We start from the raw sequence: 16572 nt of genomic DNA, 5'->3' as shown, positions 1-16572 counted from the left end.
TACAGCATACGTATGAAAGTCACATATGATCAGCTTCATTCCATCACCGTCTTTGCGCAGCAGAGAGGGTCGACAAACGCAGTGATGTCGGGGTGGGTAAATAGCGCAGCGATTAACTTACCGCCCCAACCGGCAATACGGTACGCCCGTAAACTTCATTCATCACGCCCGCTATACCTGTGTATATGGCAGACAGTCCGCAAATGATGCCTTCGTAGCCGGCAAGATGTTTAATGTTTTCGTTCCCGGTAGCATCGCCCCAAACCAATAACGCGAACAGGATGGTTAATGAACCAAAAACAAACTGCAGCGCGCGATTTAGTTTTAAAGTACCAAAGAACAGGCAGAAGGTAAACAGGCCCCATATGCCCAAATATGCGCACATAGCACCTTCACTTGCCTTTGGCGCCCAGCCCAGCTTCGGCATCACAATAAGCGCAACAAGCGATAGCCAGAAAAAGCCGTATGATGTAAATGCGGTTAGGCCAAAAGTGTTGTTCTTTTTGGCTTCGATGATGCCGGCAATAACCTGCGCCAGCCCGCCATAGAAAATACCCATGGCCAATATCATAGCATTAAGCTCAAAAAAGCCCGCGTTATGTATGTTTAATAAAACGGTTGTCATGCCAAAGGCGCAAAGACCAAGCGGTGCCGGGTTGGCAATGCCATCCTTAACAATTACCGGAGCAGGAGTGGTTGGTATCATAATAAAGGTTTAAATTTGGTTTATATATGCAATCTAATTATTTTGAATTAATTAACAATACTTTTCTAAACCGCAGTATTACCCGGCTGTTATGTTAAAGATATGCAGAAATTAGTATTGATACGCCACGGCGAAAGTATATGGAACCTGGAGAACCGTTTTACCGGGTGGACGGATGTAGACCTCTCTGAAGACGGGTTGCAACAGGCTATAAACGCCGGTAAGCTACTTGCAAAACATGGCTACACCTTTGATGTTGGTTTTACATCCGTTTTAAAGCGCAGTATAAAAACCATGCACTTTGTGCTGGAGGAGTTAGATCACCTGTGGATACCTGTTCATAAGTCGTGGCGGTTGAACGAACGCTTTTACGGCGCGCTGCAAGGGCTTAACAAGGACGAAACCACAGCGAAATACGGCGCAGAACAAGTGCACAAATGGCGACGCGACCCGCACGAACACCCTCCGGCCATTACCGAGCAGGACGACCGTTTTCCGGGCCATTACCTGCGCTACAATGACCTTACTTATCGGGAACTGCCCCTGACAGAGAACCTGAGCGAAACCATGGACCGGGCTTTACCTTTTTGGCACGAGCACATTGTCCCGGCCATACGCGAAAATAAAAAAGTAGTTATTTGCGCCCATGGCAACAGCCTGCGTGCGCTAATACAATACATCGAAAACCTGAGCGATGAAGATGTGGCCAAACTGGATATTCCCACTGCCAAGCCATGGGTTTACGAATTGGATGACAGGTTGAATTGTATAAGGCATTATTATCTTGAGTAGCAAAAAAACGCGTCATTGCGAGGTATGAAGCAATCTCCTGATAGGTATTGCCGCATGCAAATCGTTTATGCATAGTTCTGAGATTGCTTCGTACCTCGCAATGACGCAGGGGAGATTGCCCACTGCCAACTGCAATTACTGCGAACTGATCTCCAGCCCCCAATCTTTGCCTTTATTAACCGCGGGCACGCCCTTATCAAGCCATACGGGCATAGGGGCGCCTTTCAAAAAGTGGTCAAAAAATTGTGCTTCGCGGATGCTGATATCCTTGCGGTTCTGGCGTTTTACCAGGTTGTGCGCCTCGTTGTTGTATTGCAGCAACCATACCGGCTTGCCAAGCCTGCGCAGTGCGGTAAACATCTCTATGCCCTGATACCAAGGCACAGCGCCATCGGCATCATTGCTCATAATAACTACGGGTGTTTTTACTTTAGGCAATTGAAACAGCGGCGAGTTTTCGATATACAAATTTGGCTTTTCCCATAAACTGGCGCCGATACGGCTCTGCGTACGTTCGTACTGCGATTGGCGGTTAATTCCGCTTTCCCAACGGATACCACCGTAAGCCGAGGTCATGTTGGCAACGGGCGCGCCTGCCCAGGCGGCGGCGTACATATTGGTCTGCGTAATTAGATAAGCCACCTGGTAACCGCCCCAGCTTTGCCCTTGTATGCCAATGTGTTCGGCATCAACCCAGGGGTTTTTCTTCAACGCCTCGACACCTGAGTTAACAAACTCGACTGCCGACGCACCGGGATGACCAGCCTGATAGCTTATGTCCGGTGCGAACACCAGGTAACCGTTACTCACAAACCAAGAAATTGGCAAGCGCGACGGCGTAGGAGCAGGAGGGATGTAGCTGTATAAACCGTTTGAAAGCTTTTCATAAAAGTAAGCTATCATCGGGTATTTTTTGCCCGGGTCAAAGTCCTCGGGTTTGTATAAGATCCCTTTTGAGTGATTTCCCTTTGGGGTTGTCCATTCAACCAATTCGGCGGTGCCCCAATTGTATTGGGCCTGCTGCGGATTTATGGCGCTCAGTTTTGTTTCATTAAGCAGATCAGCAGAAGCATAAAGATCAGGCGATTGCGTGTAGCTGCTTTTTGTATAAATAAACACACCGGCATTTTTTGCTTTTTGCAAATCGCTGTAAGCCATAGGCAGCATGCTTACTTTTCTTGGGGCTGCGTTGCCATTCAGCGCTTTTTTATAATACCCCCATTGTTTATTTTCATCATTTTGGGCTATCAGCCATAGCGTTTTTTTCGACGGAATGAATTTTTCTTCCCCGTCGTCGGCGTTGTATCTGAATTTCAATTTATAATGGCGCCCCATCCCATTGGTTAAATTTGTGCCCTTACCGGTAGCAGGGTCAATGGCCCAAATGTCGTACCGGTCATATATCAGTACACCTTTGTCGCCTTCTTCCCATGAAGATATGCCGTATGGCGACGGATCGTCGGGTACATCATTTTCTTCGTTACCCATTTTTACGCCCGTGTTTACTGATATATTTATTTTTTTCCCGGTAGCCATACTGTAGCTGTGCCAGTTTTGGTCCTTATAATCAAACCAGACCACGTAATTGCCCCCGGGCGAAATGCTGTAACGCGCTTTCAGGCGGTTATTTACCCGCAAATGGTTGCCTGTGCGGGTATCTATCAGGTATGCAGCTTCCTGTGTGCCGCCTTCCCACTGCGACTGTACACGCGCACCGGTATCGGTTAAGCCTAAAACAAAACGGGCATCGGTATTATACACCGGAATAATTATATCCCTGATGCCTTTGTTACCTAACTGTATCAATTTTCTGGGGCCGTAAGCAAGCCGTATAACCGCCTGGTAGCTGCGTTTTAATTCGCGCTGCAGGTTTTTTAGCTGCTGAGGCTGCAGGTAATCATCCTTGTAATTCCATATATCAAGCCGGGCATGCTCAAACTCAACCAGGGTAGTATCTGCTGGCTTTGGTACAGGTGCGGTCCCAAAGAAAAGGCTGCTGCCGCTTTTGCTGAAAAAAACCTTTCCATCGCCGCTTACAGCCCAATTTAGCGGCATGCCCGCCGTTTCGGGTCCGGCAATAACTGCGGCACTATCTTTTGCAGCCGTGTAATAATAAAGTTTAAAGGGTTTCACCAATGCCTTTTCAGGGTTCTTTTCGGCTGTAAAGGCCAGTTGTTTGCCGGCGTCGTCAAAGGTTATATTTTTATACGTTCCACGGCCGGTACTTATGGTTTTAAGTACGTTATTTGTTACATCGTAAACAAATAAACCCGATACCACTGTTTTGTTCTTTTTAGGCGCCGTTACTGTAAATGCAAGCCACTTGCCATTTCTGCTAAGTTCATAATCTGTTACATAATTAAAGGTGTGCGTTTTGCCGTTAAGCAATTGGTTTATGGTGAGTTCGGCACCATCTTTAGCTGGCGGGGCTATCGTGCCGGCAATCGCTTTTTTTGACGTATCAGCCGACACGGCTTGTTTTAGGGTATCAGCAGCAGAAAGATAGGCAACCACCGGCGCATTTTCAGCAATTTTAAACGAGCGTATAGCAGGTGTTTTTTGAAAGGTATTTTTACCTAAGGTGATAATGCCAAGTGTATCTTTAGGATAATCGGCTGGTTTCTTCTTTTTGATCTTTGCCTGGCGTATATCCTTATAAAATGGCCTGATCAGGAATACTGCAAATTTGGAGTCGGCCGTGAAGCGTACAGTATCAGCACGTGGAATGCTAAGCCGGCTTTTACCTTTGGGATTGGTTATAACAAGTTCAGCATCACCCTCCTGTGGCTTTACAACGTAAACAACCCATCTGCCATCATTGCTTATGCGTTCGCCGGTAATGCTTTGCCACCCGTCATAAACGGTTTGATCGAGCGGTTTTTTTGATACCGTTTGCGCAGACGCGTAACAGCAAAATAGCAAAAGGGCAGGAAGTAGAAATTTTTTCATGTCAAACGTTGTGAACAGGCCTAATATCATAAAATTAAAGGCGCGGGCTTACAATTGAAATGAAAAAGTTACAAGTAAATAGCTACGATCTGTTACGTGTATCGTCCGGTTTATTCGGGTCTTTACCTGCGCTATAACGATCTGACCTATCGCGAACTGCCGCTAATCTAAACCCTGAGGGAAACGATGGACCGGGCTTACCTTCTGGCAAGAACACATTGTACCCGCCATCCGGGAAAATAAAAAGGTTGTTATTTGCGTCCATGGTAATAGTTTGCGTGCACTTATACAATACATCGAAAACCTTAGCACGAGGAAGTGGTCATGCTCGACATCCCCAATGGAACGTCTTCTGTATGAGTTAGATGACAGGTTGAATTGTATAAGGTATTATTATCTTCAGTAGGCAATTATAATTTTGCAGTGGGCAATAGGCTATCGTAACACTAGTTTTTTTAACCTAAAGTTTTTTAAATCGGTTAGTATTATTTCGCCCTCTGAATTTACCGACAACCTTCCAGGAATCATGCTCGAGTCGGTTGCATTCCCATCCTTATCAAAACCATAATCACGTCCTGCAATGGTTGTAATTATACCATTTACATCTATTTTTCTTACTCTGAAATTATGAGAGTCGGCCACAAAGACATTACCTATTTTATCTATAGCTATCCCGGTAGGCATGTTAAACGTAGCTAAAGAAGCAAGTTCTCCATCGCCACTAAAATCTGACTTGCCCGTGCCTGCAAATAATTTAATAGAGTGGAGCAGTGTATCGTATTTCCAAATACAATTATCTGATGGATCAGTTATCAATAAATTGCCATCTTTATCTAATGTCATTTGCTGAGGGATAAAATACACATCAAAAGGGGACGAAGGGGATGGATTAAATTTAATGAAATTATCAGCACCTATTATTTTTGTAACATCCCCGGTCACACCATCAATTTTTCTAACAAATCGATCTTCAGCTGTAGATATATAGATATTTTTATTTTTATCTACGACGATGTCTGTGATATCACCCCAATCTAAACTCTTGTTTATCTTGATCACCGATTTTAAGTCAAAATTGTATTTATAAAGATTAAAGCGGTCAGAAAAGTACAGTTCTCCGTCGTCGGCAATAAAAACGCTTTGAAAAAAACCCTTGATATTCAGTTTGTTATCTAGGCTGTTTATATAATAAGTATTGCAATCAATAACCATTATTGAAGTACTCAAGATCGATGTTAAATATATGTTTCCTTCTTTATCTTGAGTAATGCTTGTTGGATGGCCTATCGGACTCGTTAAAGCCGGAATTCCTTCATTAAAAAAATAGGCCCCTGATCCATTTCCACCAATTGTAACGATATCATAAAGGCTTACTACTTTGGTCGACCTATAGTGTTTAAATGTAAAAGTTTCATTAGCAAATATCAAAGAGTCTGCAGTGAGTTTTTTGATCTTAAATGCTCCATTAATATAAAAACCGTCCTGGTTATAAAAGAAAAGGGAGTCATCCTTTAATTCTAATTTTCCGGTAAAAAGTTTAAAATTTGCATTACTGTAATCAATAATATAATCTGCATTTTTTATTTCCAGTGTAAAATATCCATTCTGTGGGGATGACTTCCAAAAGCCCTTTAAAAGATTTAAAGTATCGGCTTTTGTTAGTTTAGGTGGTTCAATGATTTCATTATGCGATTCTTTTTTACAAGAAATAAAAAGCACACACGCAAAAAAGACTGAAAAGGTAAGCCTTAAAAATTTATCCATAATTATATTGCGAAGATAATATAATTATATATAACAGGCTGGTTTTTATCTGGTTGAACGATGAAGTGTAATATTCAACCTTTTGCAGCAGGTTGTTGATAGAGGTATCAGATTTTTTGAACGTCCGCATCATTGAATCGCGGAGGAGTATTGCACGGCGCAGCGAATCGCGTACGGACTGCTTTCGTTTTTGAGCGGAAGCATCGGCCATAAATAAAGTAAGTATAAACAGGAGTAGGGTGGCTATTTTAAATACTTTACTCATTTTATAGTTTTGGAAAACCATTCTTTATTTAGAGTTTGGGATTTAGCGTTTTAATAAGTCAACAGCAAGCTTTCTATCGCCAGCCTGTACGAATGCATGCCAAAGCCGGCAATTACTCCTTTACAATCGGCTGCCAGCATAGAGTGGTGTCTAAACTCCTCGCGCTTGTAAACGTTTGATATATGCACCTCAATGGTAGGGGCGGTAATAGCAGCAATAGCATCTGCAATGGCTACCGAGGTATGGGTATAGGCACCGGCGTTAAGTACTATGCCATCGCAGGTAAAGCCGACCTCGTGCAGCTTATTTATAATTTCGCCTTCAACATTACTTTGGTAATAATTAATGGTGATGTTTGTAAAATGATTCTTTAATTCGGTAAGGTAGCTCTCAAAGTCGCTGCTGCCATATATAGATTTTTCGCGTATACCAAGCAGGTTTAAATTTGGCCCGTTTATAATTTGTATATTCATTTGTTCAAACTTAACCATAAAACATTAAAACTAAAATCAATTGAACTGGCAGGCTGCAATTAAAGGATTTAAAACATATTTAAAGCTCGAGAGGTCGCTTGCAGCAAATTCTATAACTGCTTATAGTAAAGATTTAGAAAAACTTTATCAATTTTCTGATTTACAGGTAAATAAAAAATATCCTACAGAATTTTCTTTACATGATCTGCGTGATTTTATTAAGTGGGTTAACGAGTTAGGGATGATACCTTCTACCCAATCGCGCATTATATCGGGCATAAAAGCTTTTTACAAATACCTGCTGATGGAAGACCTGATAGCCGTAGACCCATCGGAACTATTGGAGACGCCTAAGATCCAACGTAAACTTCCGGACACCCTTAGCATTTACGATATTGATAAAATGATAGCGGCTATAGATCTTTCCACGCCTGAAGGTACGCGCAACAAAGCTATTTTAGAAGTAATGTATGGCTGCGGGCTGCGGGTTTCTGAATTAACGGAACTTAAGCTATCCAACATCTACCAGGAGATCGAATTTATAAAGGTAACCGGCAAGGGCAGTAAGGAACGCCTTATACCTATAGGCAGCGAGGCGCTAAAAGCATTAAAGATATGGATAGAACAGGTACGTGTTCATATCGATATCAAAAAGGGCGAAGAAGACATGGTGTTTTTAAACCGTCGTGGCAGCCGGCTAAGCAGGGTTTATATTTTTATGCTTGTAAAGCAATTGGCCGCTATAACCGGATTAAGAAAAAACATCAGTCCGCATACCTTCAGGCACTCGTTTGCTACTCATTTGGTAGAGGGCGGAGCCGATCTGCGCGCGGTACAGGAAATGCTGGGACACGAAAGTATTACCACAACCGAGATATATACCCACCTGGACAGGGAGTACTTAAAGAGTACGATAATTGAATTTCACCCGAGGAATTAGGAGCCCCCAACCCCCTGAAGGGGGAGTTTCTGAAACGCATAAAGCCCTTGAGTTCTAAATTCTGCTCCCCCTTTAGGGGGCTGGGGGGCTGGCCTTTACCATCCTGTCCCTTCCGCTCATATCCTTGCGTAGCTCAATAGCTGTAAACCCTTTATCGCTTAACAACTCAATTGTTTCTTTACCGAAATTTTCGTTTATCTCGAAGAATAACAAGCCGTTTTCTGTGAGATGCGCAACAGCAAAGTCAGCAATTGCCTTATAAAATATCAGCGGGTCATCCTCAGGTACAAATAGTGCGGAATGCGGCTCAAAATCGGTTACATTTCGATGCATCCGCAGCTTATCCGTTAAAGTAACGTATGGGGGGTTAGAAACGATGATATCAAACATATCGAATGATAAAGTGCTGCTGTCTTCCTGACTTATCGGACTTTCGGACTTTCCAACCTTTAAGATATCGTCCTGCACGAAATCCACTTTAACATCATTAATTACAGCGTTTTGCCTGGCAGTATGTAAAGCATCGGCAGAGATGTCAATAGCCGTAACAACAGCATCAGTTAGATGCTTTTTAAGGCTGATGGCAATGCATCCGCTGCCGGTACCAATATCTAAAATCCGAGGTGACTTTCGACTTTCAACTTTTAACTTTTTACTTTCCGCCAAAACCCATTCCACCAGTTCTTCGGTTTCCGGTCGGGGTATAAGTGTAGCGGGGTTAACCAGGAAGTTCAAACCGTAAAACTCCGTACTGCCAAGAATATACTGCACAGGCTTACCTGTTTTAAGCTCTTCGAGGATGCCGGCTATCTTTTCAACAGCTTCACCATTCACAGCATCATCCGGGAAAGCCTTTATTTTAGCACGCGACATATCCGTAATTTCTTCCAGCACCAGCAGGGTTATAGCCTCAATTTCGCGGCTATCATACAGGTCATTTAATCCTTGCTGAAAGTTCAGGGATACATCCTTGATAGTTTTCATGCAACAAAGTAACATAAAACCTACTTTTGCACAATGGCAATACATGAAATATATATGCAGCGCTGTCTTGATCTGGCCGCTTTGGGGGCGGGCCGGGTTAGCCCGAACCCTATGGTTGGCGCTGTGATAGTTCATAACGGCAAAATAATTGGCGAAGGGTACCACCAAAAATACGGCCAAGCCCATGCCGAGGTAAACGCTGTTAACATGGTGATAGCTAATAATGCTAACCATGCCGACCTGCTTAAGCAGAGCACCATATACGTATCGCTTGAGCCCTGCGCGCATTACGGCAAAACACCGCCCTGCGCCGATCTTATTATCAAACACCAAATTCCAAACGTGGTAGTTGGTTGCCGCGATCCTTTTGCACAGGTAGATGGAAAAGGTATTGAAAAATTGCAGGCAGCAGGCATCGCTGTAACGGCTGATGTATTAGAGCGGGAATGCCAATGGCTGAACCGGCGCTTTTTTACCCGGGTGCAAAGGCAAAGGCCTTATATTATACTAAAATGGGCTCAAACGGCTGATGGTTTTTTTGCCCTTTCAGATGGCACTCAGCGTTGGATCACCGGGCCCGAAAGCCGTAGATTAGTACACCAATGGCGCGCTGAAGAAGATGCTATACTGGTAGGCAAGAAAACAGTAATGGCCGATGATCCGCAGCTAAGTGTACGTTACGCGGAAGGCAAGTCGCCCAAAAGGGTGATCATAGACCGCCGTTTGACATTAAGTACCACCCTTAATGTGTTTGACCAGTCGGTTGAAACATTGATATTTAACGAGGTTAAAACGGATATTGAGGGACTAAACAAGTACATAGCCCTGGAGGATTTTGACCGCTTTGTACCTCAATATATTTTATTTCAGCTATACTTGCAGGATATACAGTCGGTAATTATCGAGGGTGGCGCCTATACTTTAAACCAGTTTATAGAGGCCGGTTTGTGGGACGAAGCACGTATTTTTACCGGGGCGCCCGTATGGAAAAGTGGCGTAAAAGCGCCGGTTATAATGGGCGCCGCTGCCGGCGAGTACAATGTTGGCGCCGATAGTTTAAAAGTTATATTAAACCTACCTACATAACCAAATAACAATGTTGTACGTTTTTTTAAGTATTTGCTGCAGCGTAATTGTTTCTGTATTGCTGAAACTTGCCCGGCGCTACCAGATAGACATTTTTCAGGCCATTACCTGGAATTATAGCATGGCCATACTGCTTACCTGGTATTTTTTTAAGCCCCGTTTACAAAACTTTACGCTTCAGGAAGCGCCGGTGGGTGTATACATTGCTGTAGGTATTTTGCTGCCGCTGATATTCTGGATAATGGCTTCATCCGTACGTATTGCCGGTATCGTGCGTACAGATGTTGCGCAAAGGCTGTCGTTGTTTATCCCGTTAATAGCATCGTTCCTGTTATTTGGCGAAAGCCTTACTGTCCTCAAGGTCATAGGTATCATTATCGGTTTTGCCGCAATACTATGCTCTATACCATGGCAAAAGCAAACCGCAAACCGAAAAAAACTTTCTAATGCCTGGGTATATCTGCTCATCGTATTTTTTGGTTTCGGCGCCATCGATATCCTCTTTAAAAACGTGGCCGCCTTTACTGCACTGCCTTATACAACGTCGTTATTTTTTATTTACTCGCTGGCATTTGTAATAGCATTTATCAGTCTGCTCGTAAAGGTCTTTACCAAACAAAGCCGTATAAAATGGCCTCACATCATGTTCGGGTGGATACTGGGGGTAGCCAACTTTGGCAACATCCTGTTTTATCTTAAGGCGCATGCTGCGTTGTCTAAAAGCCCGTCAACCGTGTTCTCGGCTATGAACATCGGTGTAATAGCCCTGGGTGCGCTGGTAGGGCTGGTAGTGTTTAACGAACGCTTAAGCACCCTGAACAAAGTAGGAGTGGCGCTGGCGGTTGTAGCTATTATTATAATTACTGTTTCTTAACCCGTTTCATGCTGTTTGACGATACCTACAAGACTATAGCACAACCTACAGAAAGCATCTTTCGCGACCGTGGAAGCAAGTTCTTAGGATATGCTTACCCCGTTGCCTCTGATAATGATATTAAGGCGATTGTAGCGGCCGTGAAAGCCGAACACCCAAAAGCAAACCACCATTGCTGGGCCATCAGGATCGGGACAGACCGGTCCGTTTTCCGCACCAATGACGATGGTGAACCAGCCGGAACGGCGGGCAGGCCAATTTTGAACACACTGCTATCGCGCAACATTACTAACGTGCTCGTGGTGGTAGTGCGTTATTTTGGCGGCACCCTGTTGGGTGTACCCGGACTGATAAACGCCTACAAAACCGCCACTGAAATGGCGTTGGATGCTGCTTATGTGGTAGAAAAAACCGTAAACGACATTTACACCGTGGTGTTTGACTATATGCAGATGAATGATATAATGCGCATCATTAAGGACGGCCAGCTTCAGGTATTACAGCAGGTTTCCGAACTTCGCTGCACCATCAAATTATCTATCCGTAAAACACAGGTGGAGCGGGTGATGAGTAAGTTAAATAAAATAAGCGGAGTAAAAGCTGTTTATAATTATAGCGGCTAAGGTTTTTGAACGTGCTGACATACTTATGCCACCTGAATTGTCAAAGTCCTGAATATTAATTGTTTAATCATGTTCACGGTGTTCACGTGCGCCGAACGTGAACACTTGCACTTAGCACAACTTTTGGACAAATAAAATCCAATTATTGGTAAAAATCCGCGTAATGGCGGCTTTCCTTCTCGCTAAAATTGCTTATTTTGCCTGCATATGCAATCTTTTGAAATTGATAAAACCGACCTGCTCCGCATTAAAACTGCCCTTGAGGGCGATGATGCTGAATTACAGGTCGTTTTGAATGATTATCATGCTTCAGAGATCGCGATACTGTTCGAAAAGCTTCCGCAAGAGGCTAAAGAGCGCATCATCAATATACTGCCAACCGAAACGGCATCCGAGGTTATCTCTGAAATGACCGAGGAATCTCATCCCGAGGAACTGCTCGTAGGCCTGCATCCCGAAAAACGGTCGGAAATTGTTGAGGAAATGGATTATGACGTTGCGACAGATATTATTTCGCAGCTTGACAAAGAAGACCAGCAGGAAATTTTAGAAGATATTGATCAGGAAGATGCCACCAGCATTCGTGCCCTGTTAAATTATCGCGAAGATACCGCGGGCGGTTTAATGAACTCGGAGGTTATCTGCGTAAACATCAACCTTGATAAAAGGGGGGCGCTTGCCGAGATCATCCGCCAGTCGGAAGAAATGGAGGAATTTTATACCATTTACGTGGTAGATGATAACCAGATATTACAAGGCATCCTGTCTATAAAGGATATTATCAAAGCGCGCAGCGAAGCCAAAGTGCGTAACCTGGTACAAACCGATTATGTTTATGTAAAAGCCGAACTTGACCAGGAAGAGGTTGCCAAACTGATCTCGCAGTATAACCTGACCACCATTCCGGTTGTTGACGATAATATGAAATTGCTGGGCCGAATAACGGTTGATGATATCATCGACGTTATGGAAGCCGAGAATACCGAGGACATCCTGAAGATATCGGGGGTATCGGAAGACGAGGAACTGAGCGGTAACTGGCGGGATGCGGTAAAAAGCCGTTTGCCCTGGCTTGTCATCAACCTGGGTACTGCTTTTTTAGCAGCCTCCATCATCCGTAATTTTGATGCTACCGTAAAAAGCCTTGCGGTGATATCTGCTTATATGACCATTATAGCCGGTATGGGCGGCAACACCGCAACCCAGGCCCTTGCTGTTACGGTAAGGCGTATCTCGTTAAGCGACCTGAGCGATACGCAGGCCTACAACACTGTGATAAAAGAGTTTTTGGTTGGATTGATAAATGGCGCGTGTAACGGGCTTATCGTTTTTGCGGTGGCTTATTTTTACGATGCAAACCCCATGCTGGGCCTTGTGCTGTTTTTAGCCATGACAGGCAACCTGGTTATCGCCGGTATCACCGGCGCCTCTATCCCGCTGATTTTGAAAAGGGTAGGGATAGACCCTGCAGTGGCATCATCCATTATCATCACCACCTTTACAGATTGTATCGGATTTTTTCTGCCATTATGGTTAGCAAGCAAGCTTTTATTATAATTTTGACCCATTAAAACGAATACGAATATGACCGAAGTTAGATACGACTGGACCCAGGAAGAGATCTCAAAAATATACCATTCGCCACTGCTCGATCTGATATTCCGCGCGGCAAGCATACACCGCGAGAATAAGGATTATGCAGAAGTGCAGATAAGCTCGCTTATATCTATCAAAACCGGTGGCTGCCCCGAAGATTGCGCATATTGCCCGCAGGCTGCACGTTACAATACAGGGGTTGATGTACACGCTATAATGCCAAAGGAAGAAGTGATAGCGGTAGCGCAGAAGGCCAAAAACGGCGGAGCTTCAAGGCTTTGTATGGGCGCCGCATGGCGCGAGGTGCGCGATAACCGCGACTTTGATAAGGTTATTGATATGGTGAAAGCCGTAAACGAACTGGATATGGAAGTTTGCTGCACGCTGGGTATGCTTACCGAAAGCCAGGCGCAGCGTTTAGCCGACGCGGGCCTTTATGCCTATAATCACAACCTGGATACTTCGGAGGATGATTATAAACGTATAATAACCACCCGTACCTATGACGACCGCTTGCAAACGCTCGATCATGTACGTAAAGCAAAAATATCTGTTTGCAGCGGCGGTATTATCGGCCTTGGCGAAACGGCTCAGGATCGTATATCGATGCTGAAAACACTGTCTAATATGCCTAAGCATCCCGAATCTGTGCCGATCAACGCATTAGTGCCGGTACAAGGAACGCCGCTGGCCGAGCAGCCGCGCGTATCCGTTTGGGATATGGTAAGGATGATTGCCACTACCCGCATTATTATGCCTAAAACAGTTGTAAGGCTGTCTGCTGGTCGTACCGAAATGAGTACGGTTGAGCAAGCCATGTGTTTTATGGCGGGTGCCAACTCCATCTTCGCCGGCGAAAAGCTACTGACCACACCGAACCCTTCGTTTGACGAGGATATGGCCATGTTCCAGCTTTTGGGCTTAACCCCTCGTAAAGCATTCAAGAACGGCCGTCCTAACGAATCGAAAGAGATAAGGGAAATGAGCATTAACGTGGTGATATAATCAAACAAAAATGCCATAGCTTTACTTTATACAACAAAAAGAAACGCTATGGCATTTGATCAATACCACGAACCACCAGAAGAGTTATCGCAGGAAACCCGCACTTTTGTACGCATGATCGTATCGCTGGGTGAGGAAGCAGAAGCCATTAACTGGTACGAGCAACGCATTTCGGTGGAAAAAGACCCCCAGGCAAAAGCGATTATGGAAAACGCCCAGCACGAGGAGTTTAAACACTTTGGCATGGACCTGGAGTTCCTGCTACGCAAAAAACCCAAATGGCGCCAAACGCTGCAAGCTATTTTATTCAAGGAAGGTGATATTGTAGCGCTTGGCGAAAAAGGCGAAGAAGCTTCAGAATAATTTTTTATTTTTCAGTCCGCTATCTGTAATTAACTTCAGATAACAGCTGTTATGAATAAAAACCTGAAAACCTTAATTTTTACACTGGCGCTGCTGGGCATAGGTACGTCCTTTGCACAAAATAAGATAATCGTTTATCAATCAGATTTTGGGCTGAAGGATGGTGCGGTATCTGAAATGAAGGGCGTAGCCATCGGTGTATCGCCCGATCTGAAACTTTACGACCTTACCCACGAGATCCCGAACTACAACATATGGGAAGCATCGTACCGTTTGTTCCAAACCATCAGTTACTGGCCAAAGGGAACGGTGTTTGTATCTGTAGTTGACCCGGGCGTAGGTACATCGCGTAAATCGGTAGTCCTCAAAACCAATACCGGGCAATTTATTGTTACGCCTGACAACGGCACGTTAACGCTTGTGGCCGAAACTTACGGTATAGCAGCTATCCGCGAAATTGACGAAACAAAGAACCGTCGCCCTGCATCCGGAAACTCGTTTACGTTTCATGGCCGGGATGTTTACTCTTACACGGCTGCCCGCCTGGCCGCAGGCGTGATAACCTTTGAGCAGGTGGGGCCGGAACTGCCTAAACAAGTAGTAACGATACCATACCAAAAATCGGTTTTTGAGAACGGCACGTTGAAAGGCACTATTGATATCCACGATATTCAGTACGGCAACATCTGGACGGACATCGACCAGAACCTGGTTAAAAAGCTGAACCCGAAGTTTGGCGATATGCTGCATTTGAAAATATTTAATAGGGGAGTATTGGTGCACGAAAGTGATGCACCATATAGCGAAACATTTGGCAGCGTACCTCAGGGTAAGCCGCTGGCGTATCTCAATAGCCTCATGCAGTTATCATTTGCCTTAAATATGGCAAGCTTTGCGGATACATATAAAATTGGCAGTGGAAGTGAGTGGAGCGTTGAGGTAACTAAAAGCCGTTAATTACAGGCGTATAGTCTTACTAAATAAAAACATATAAGTATTTGCTGCAAAATGTTGATAATTAACAACTTGTAGTTTTTTAAATAGATTGACCAAATTATATTCTGCCTGTTCCATATTAGAACCGTTTATACTTAAATGGCAACCAAATTTTATTTGGCTGCCATTATTAATAATATATAAATAATTATAAAACAATTAGTTATAGAGTTTATATCCGTTAATAGTTATATCGATAATAGCTCTCCCTGAAATCTTTCCCCATTTCTATAAAGCGGGTAGAAACTGTTTTTAAAAACGCCTCATCAAGCAATTCAAATACACTGTTCACGCCTTCGGTCAAATCCATCTCGGGTATTTTGTAGCTCTGTTCCAGGGTACCCTGCTCTATCTTAATTATAAACTTTTGGTTCATGTTCAGGATAGATATTTTAAAATCAGGGTGGGGTAGTTCTGCAATTATTCTCATGGTGTTATTATGTTTTACTTATTCCCGCCAAGGGGTTTTGGCCATTTAATGTTCCGCTGGTTTCAATGATCCTAAACCTTGCGAAGAGTTCCTCGCTGTACCAGTTCTCGCTGCGTGTTTTTTTGATCACTTCGGCATGTTTTTTACTTCCATAGGCAAAAGCTTTCATATGCTCCACACTTTCCCAAACCGAAAACGTAGCCTGCCTGTATACAGGCGCTTCGCCTATCCCGAACGAGGTGATGTACCCAGGCGCTTCGAGCATCAAATTTGTAACCTCATCTACATGGCCCCAAAAGCTCTTAAGACTGCTCATCCGGATAGTGGCGCGGGTAAGTACAGCTATCGGCCCTTCGGCGGGGATATTATCCGGTTTGCCGAAGGGTTCTTTGCCATCCCATTTACCGTGGCTTTGTAAAGGCTCGCATAATAGGGTCCAGTTTTCGGTACCTAACAGATTCCACCATTTACTTACAAATGATGTTTTTGCAAAGCGCTCGTGGTCTTCCCGGCTATTCCAAACGGCCAGTAAGCCCCATTGCTGCCAGTCGGGCTGCAGGTCGAAGGTGCCGTTGCGGCCGCTGCCCAGAAGTTTCCAGAAGGTACAACCTTGCTGCAGCCACATGGGCAGGCGGTGTATGGCCATAGCAAGCAACGCCAACGGCACAAAGGCTTTGCGATAGCGGACAATAGTGAGGCTGACGATCATTTACCTGCGAAATAAAA

The 16572-nt window shown here is 44.3% G+C and carries 17 protein-coding genes; 9 read left to right on the top strand and 8 right to left on the bottom strand.

What is annotated here, in order from left to right; genetic code table 11:
• Positions 1–112: 112 nt before the first annotated feature.
• Complete coding sequence (locus tag GWR56_RS17085; protein ID WP_162432416.1) at positions 113–706, bottom strand: GPR1/FUN34/YaaH family transporter; 594 nt, start codon at positions 704–706, stop codon at positions 113–115.
• Between the two features lie 102 nt (positions 707–808).
• Between GWR56_RS17085 and gpmA the strand changes: the two genes are divergently transcribed.
• A complete protein-coding gene (gpmA, locus tag GWR56_RS17080) occupies positions 809–1498 on the top strand; it encodes a 2,3-diphosphoglycerate-dependent phosphoglycerate mutase (RefSeq protein WP_162432415.1) in 690 nt (229 codons plus the stop codon).
• 135 nt (positions 1499–1633) lie between these two features.
• Here gpmA and GWR56_RS17075 read toward each other — a convergent pair whose 3' ends face one another.
• The 4 genes from GWR56_RS17075 to aroQ all read right to left on the bottom strand — a co-directional run bounded on the left by GWR56_RS17075 (position 1634) and on the right by aroQ (position 6949).
• Positions 1634–4447: a prolyl oligopeptidase family serine peptidase gene (locus GWR56_RS17075; protein WP_162432414.1), complete on the bottom strand. Its 2814-nt coding sequence runs from the start codon at positions 4445–4447 to the stop codon at positions 1634–1636.
• A gap of 435 nt (positions 4448–4882) precedes the next feature.
• On the bottom strand, positions 4883–6211 hold the full coding sequence (locus tag GWR56_RS17070; protein WP_162432413.1) for an SMP-30/gluconolactonase/LRE family protein: 1329 nt from the start codon (positions 6209–6211) through the stop codon (positions 4883–4885).
• Positions 6204–6476: a hypothetical protein gene (locus GWR56_RS17065; protein WP_162432412.1), complete on the bottom strand. Its 273-nt coding sequence runs from the start codon at positions 6474–6476 to the stop codon at positions 6204–6206. Before GWR56_RS17065 ends, GWR56_RS17070 begins: the two co-directional genes overlap by 8 nt.
• Positions 6477–6526: 50 nt before the next feature.
• A complete protein-coding gene (gene aroQ, locus GWR56_RS17060; RefSeq protein ID WP_162432411.1) occupies positions 6527–6949 on the bottom strand; it encodes a type II 3-dehydroquinate dehydratase in 423 nt (140 codons plus the stop codon).
• A gap of 40 nt (positions 6950–6989) precedes the next feature.
• Between aroQ and xerD the strand changes: the two genes are divergently transcribed.
• Positions 6990–7889, top strand: coding sequence for a site-specific tyrosine recombinase XerD (xerD, locus tag GWR56_RS17055; RefSeq protein WP_162432410.1), 900 nt, complete (start codon positions 6990–6992; stop codon positions 7887–7889).
• 72 nt (positions 7890–7961) lie between these two features.
• On the opposite strand, the gene prmC is transcribed toward xerD, so the two are convergent.
• Positions 7962–8873, bottom strand: a complete 912-nt coding sequence (prmC, locus tag GWR56_RS17050) for a peptide chain release factor N(5)-glutamine methyltransferase (RefSeq protein ID WP_162432409.1) — start codon at positions 8871–8873, stop codon at positions 7962–7964.
• Positions 8874–8906: 33 nt separating this feature from the next.
• On the opposite strand from prmC, the gene ribD reads away from it, so the two are divergent.
• The 7 genes from ribD (at position 8907) to GWR56_RS17015 (ending at position 15377) form a co-directional block, all read left to right on the top strand.
• Positions 8907–9959, top strand: a complete 1053-nt coding sequence (gene ribD, locus GWR56_RS17045) for a bifunctional diaminohydroxyphosphoribosylaminopyrimidine deaminase/5-amino-6-(5-phosphoribosylamino)uracil reductase RibD (RefSeq protein ID WP_238395257.1) — start codon at positions 8907–8909, stop codon at positions 9957–9959.
• A 10-nt stretch (positions 9960–9969) separates the two neighbouring features.
• On the top strand, positions 9970–10833 hold the full coding sequence (locus tag GWR56_RS17040; protein ID WP_162432408.1) for a DMT family transporter: 864 nt from the start codon (positions 9970–9972) through the stop codon (positions 10831–10833).
• 8 nt (positions 10834–10841) lie between these two features.
• Positions 10842–11456, top strand: coding sequence for a YigZ family protein (locus GWR56_RS17035; RefSeq protein WP_162432407.1), 615 nt, complete (start codon positions 10842–10844; stop codon positions 11454–11456).
• Positions 11457–11663: 207 nt separating this feature from the next.
• Positions 11664–13013 carry a magnesium transporter gene (gene mgtE, locus GWR56_RS17030; protein WP_162432406.1) on the top strand — a complete coding sequence of 450 codons (1350 nt, stop codon included), beginning with the start codon at positions 11664–11666 and terminating at the stop codon, positions 13011–13013.
• A gap of 27 nt (positions 13014–13040) precedes the next feature.
• Positions 13041–14057, top strand: a complete 1017-nt coding sequence (bioB, locus tag GWR56_RS17025; RefSeq protein ID WP_162432405.1) for a biotin synthase BioB — start codon at positions 13041–13043, stop codon at positions 14055–14057.
• Between the two features lie 48 nt (positions 14058–14105).
• A complete protein-coding gene (locus tag GWR56_RS17020) occupies positions 14106–14420 on the top strand; it encodes a hypothetical protein (protein WP_162432404.1) in 315 nt (104 codons plus the stop codon).
• A gap of 51 nt (positions 14421–14471) precedes the next feature.
• The gene (locus tag GWR56_RS17015; protein ID WP_162432403.1) at positions 14472–15377 is read left to right on the top strand and encodes an S-adenosyl-l-methionine hydroxide adenosyltransferase family protein; all 906 of its coding nucleotides are present in this window, start codon (positions 14472–14474) and stop codon (positions 15375–15377) included.
• A 220-nt stretch (positions 15378–15597) separates the two neighbouring features.
• Here the strand turns inward: GWR56_RS17015 and GWR56_RS17010 are convergent, their stop codons facing one another.
• Together GWR56_RS17010 and GWR56_RS17005 are read right to left on the bottom strand one after the other, a co-directional pair.
• Positions 15598–15846, bottom strand: coding sequence for a hypothetical protein (locus tag GWR56_RS17010; RefSeq protein WP_162432402.1), 249 nt, complete (start codon positions 15844–15846; stop codon positions 15598–15600).
• 7 nt (positions 15847–15853) lie between these two features.
• Positions 15854–16555: a DUF3291 domain-containing protein gene (locus GWR56_RS17005; protein ID WP_162432401.1), complete on the bottom strand. Its 702-nt coding sequence runs from the start codon at positions 16553–16555 to the stop codon at positions 15854–15856.
• Positions 16556–16572 lie beyond the last annotated feature (17 nt).

The sequence above is a fragment of the Mucilaginibacter sp. 14171R-50 genome (assembly GCF_010093045.1).
In the GTDB taxonomy this organism is placed as follows: Bacteria; Bacteroidota; Bacteroidia; order Sphingobacteriales; family Sphingobacteriaceae; genus Mucilaginibacter.
The sequence above is the reverse complement of the archived record's forward strand: the minus strand, read 5'-3'. Positions and strand labels throughout refer to the sequence as shown.

What these genes read in the sequence shown, in the direction of transcription:
- GWR56_RS17085 (WP_162432416.1), bottom strand. Translation starts at nt 706, where the DNA reads ATGATACCAACCACTCCTGCTCCGGTAATTGTTAAGGATGGCATTGCC.
- gpmA (WP_162432415.1), top strand. Translation starts at nt 809, where the DNA reads ATGCAGAAATTAGTATTGATACGCCACGGCGAAAGTATATGGAACCTG.
- GWR56_RS17075 (WP_162432414.1), bottom strand. Translation starts at nt 4,447, where the DNA reads ATGAAAAAATTTCTACTTCCTGCCCTTTTGCTATTTTGCTGTTACGCG.
- GWR56_RS17070 (WP_162432413.1), bottom strand. Translation starts at nt 6,211, where the DNA reads ATGGATAAATTTTTAAGGCTTACCTTTTCAGTCTTTTTTGCGTGTGTG.
- GWR56_RS17065 (WP_162432412.1), bottom strand. Translation starts at nt 6,476, where the DNA reads ATGAGTAAAGTATTTAAAATAGCCACCCTACTCCTGTTTATACTTACT.
- aroQ (WP_162432411.1), bottom strand. Translation starts at nt 6,949, where the DNA reads ATGAATATACAAATTATAAACGGGCCAAATTTAAACCTGCTTGGTATA.
- prmC (WP_162432409.1), bottom strand. Translation starts at nt 8,873, where the DNA reads ATGAAAACTATCAAGGATGTATCCCTGAACTTTCAGCAAGGATTAAAT.
- ribD (WP_238395257.1), top strand. Translation starts at nt 8,907, where the DNA reads ATGGCAATACATGAAATATATATGCAGCGCTGTCTTGATCTGGCCGCT.
- GWR56_RS17040 (WP_162432408.1), top strand. Translation starts at nt 9,970, where the DNA reads ATGTTGTACGTTTTTTTAAGTATTTGCTGCAGCGTAATTGTTTCTGTA.
- GWR56_RS17035 (WP_162432407.1), top strand. Translation starts at nt 10,842, where the DNA reads ATGCTGTTTGACGATACCTACAAGACTATAGCACAACCTACAGAAAGC.
- mgtE (WP_162432406.1), top strand. Translation starts at nt 11,664, where the DNA reads ATGCAATCTTTTGAAATTGATAAAACCGACCTGCTCCGCATTAAAACT.
- bioB (WP_162432405.1), top strand. Translation starts at nt 13,041, where the DNA reads ATGACCGAAGTTAGATACGACTGGACCCAGGAAGAGATCTCAAAAATA.
- GWR56_RS17020 (WP_162432404.1), top strand. Translation starts at nt 14,106, where the DNA reads ATGGCATTTGATCAATACCACGAACCACCAGAAGAGTTATCGCAGGAA.
- GWR56_RS17015 (WP_162432403.1), top strand. Translation starts at nt 14,472, where the DNA reads ATGAATAAAAACCTGAAAACCTTAATTTTTACACTGGCGCTGCTGGGC.
- GWR56_RS17010 (WP_162432402.1), bottom strand. Translation starts at nt 15,846, where the DNA reads ATGAGAATAATTGCAGAACTACCCCACCCTGATTTTAAAATATCTATC.
- GWR56_RS17005 (WP_162432401.1), bottom strand. Translation starts at nt 16,555, where the DNA reads ATGATCGTCAGCCTCACTATTGTCCGCTATCGCAAAGCCTTTGTGCCG.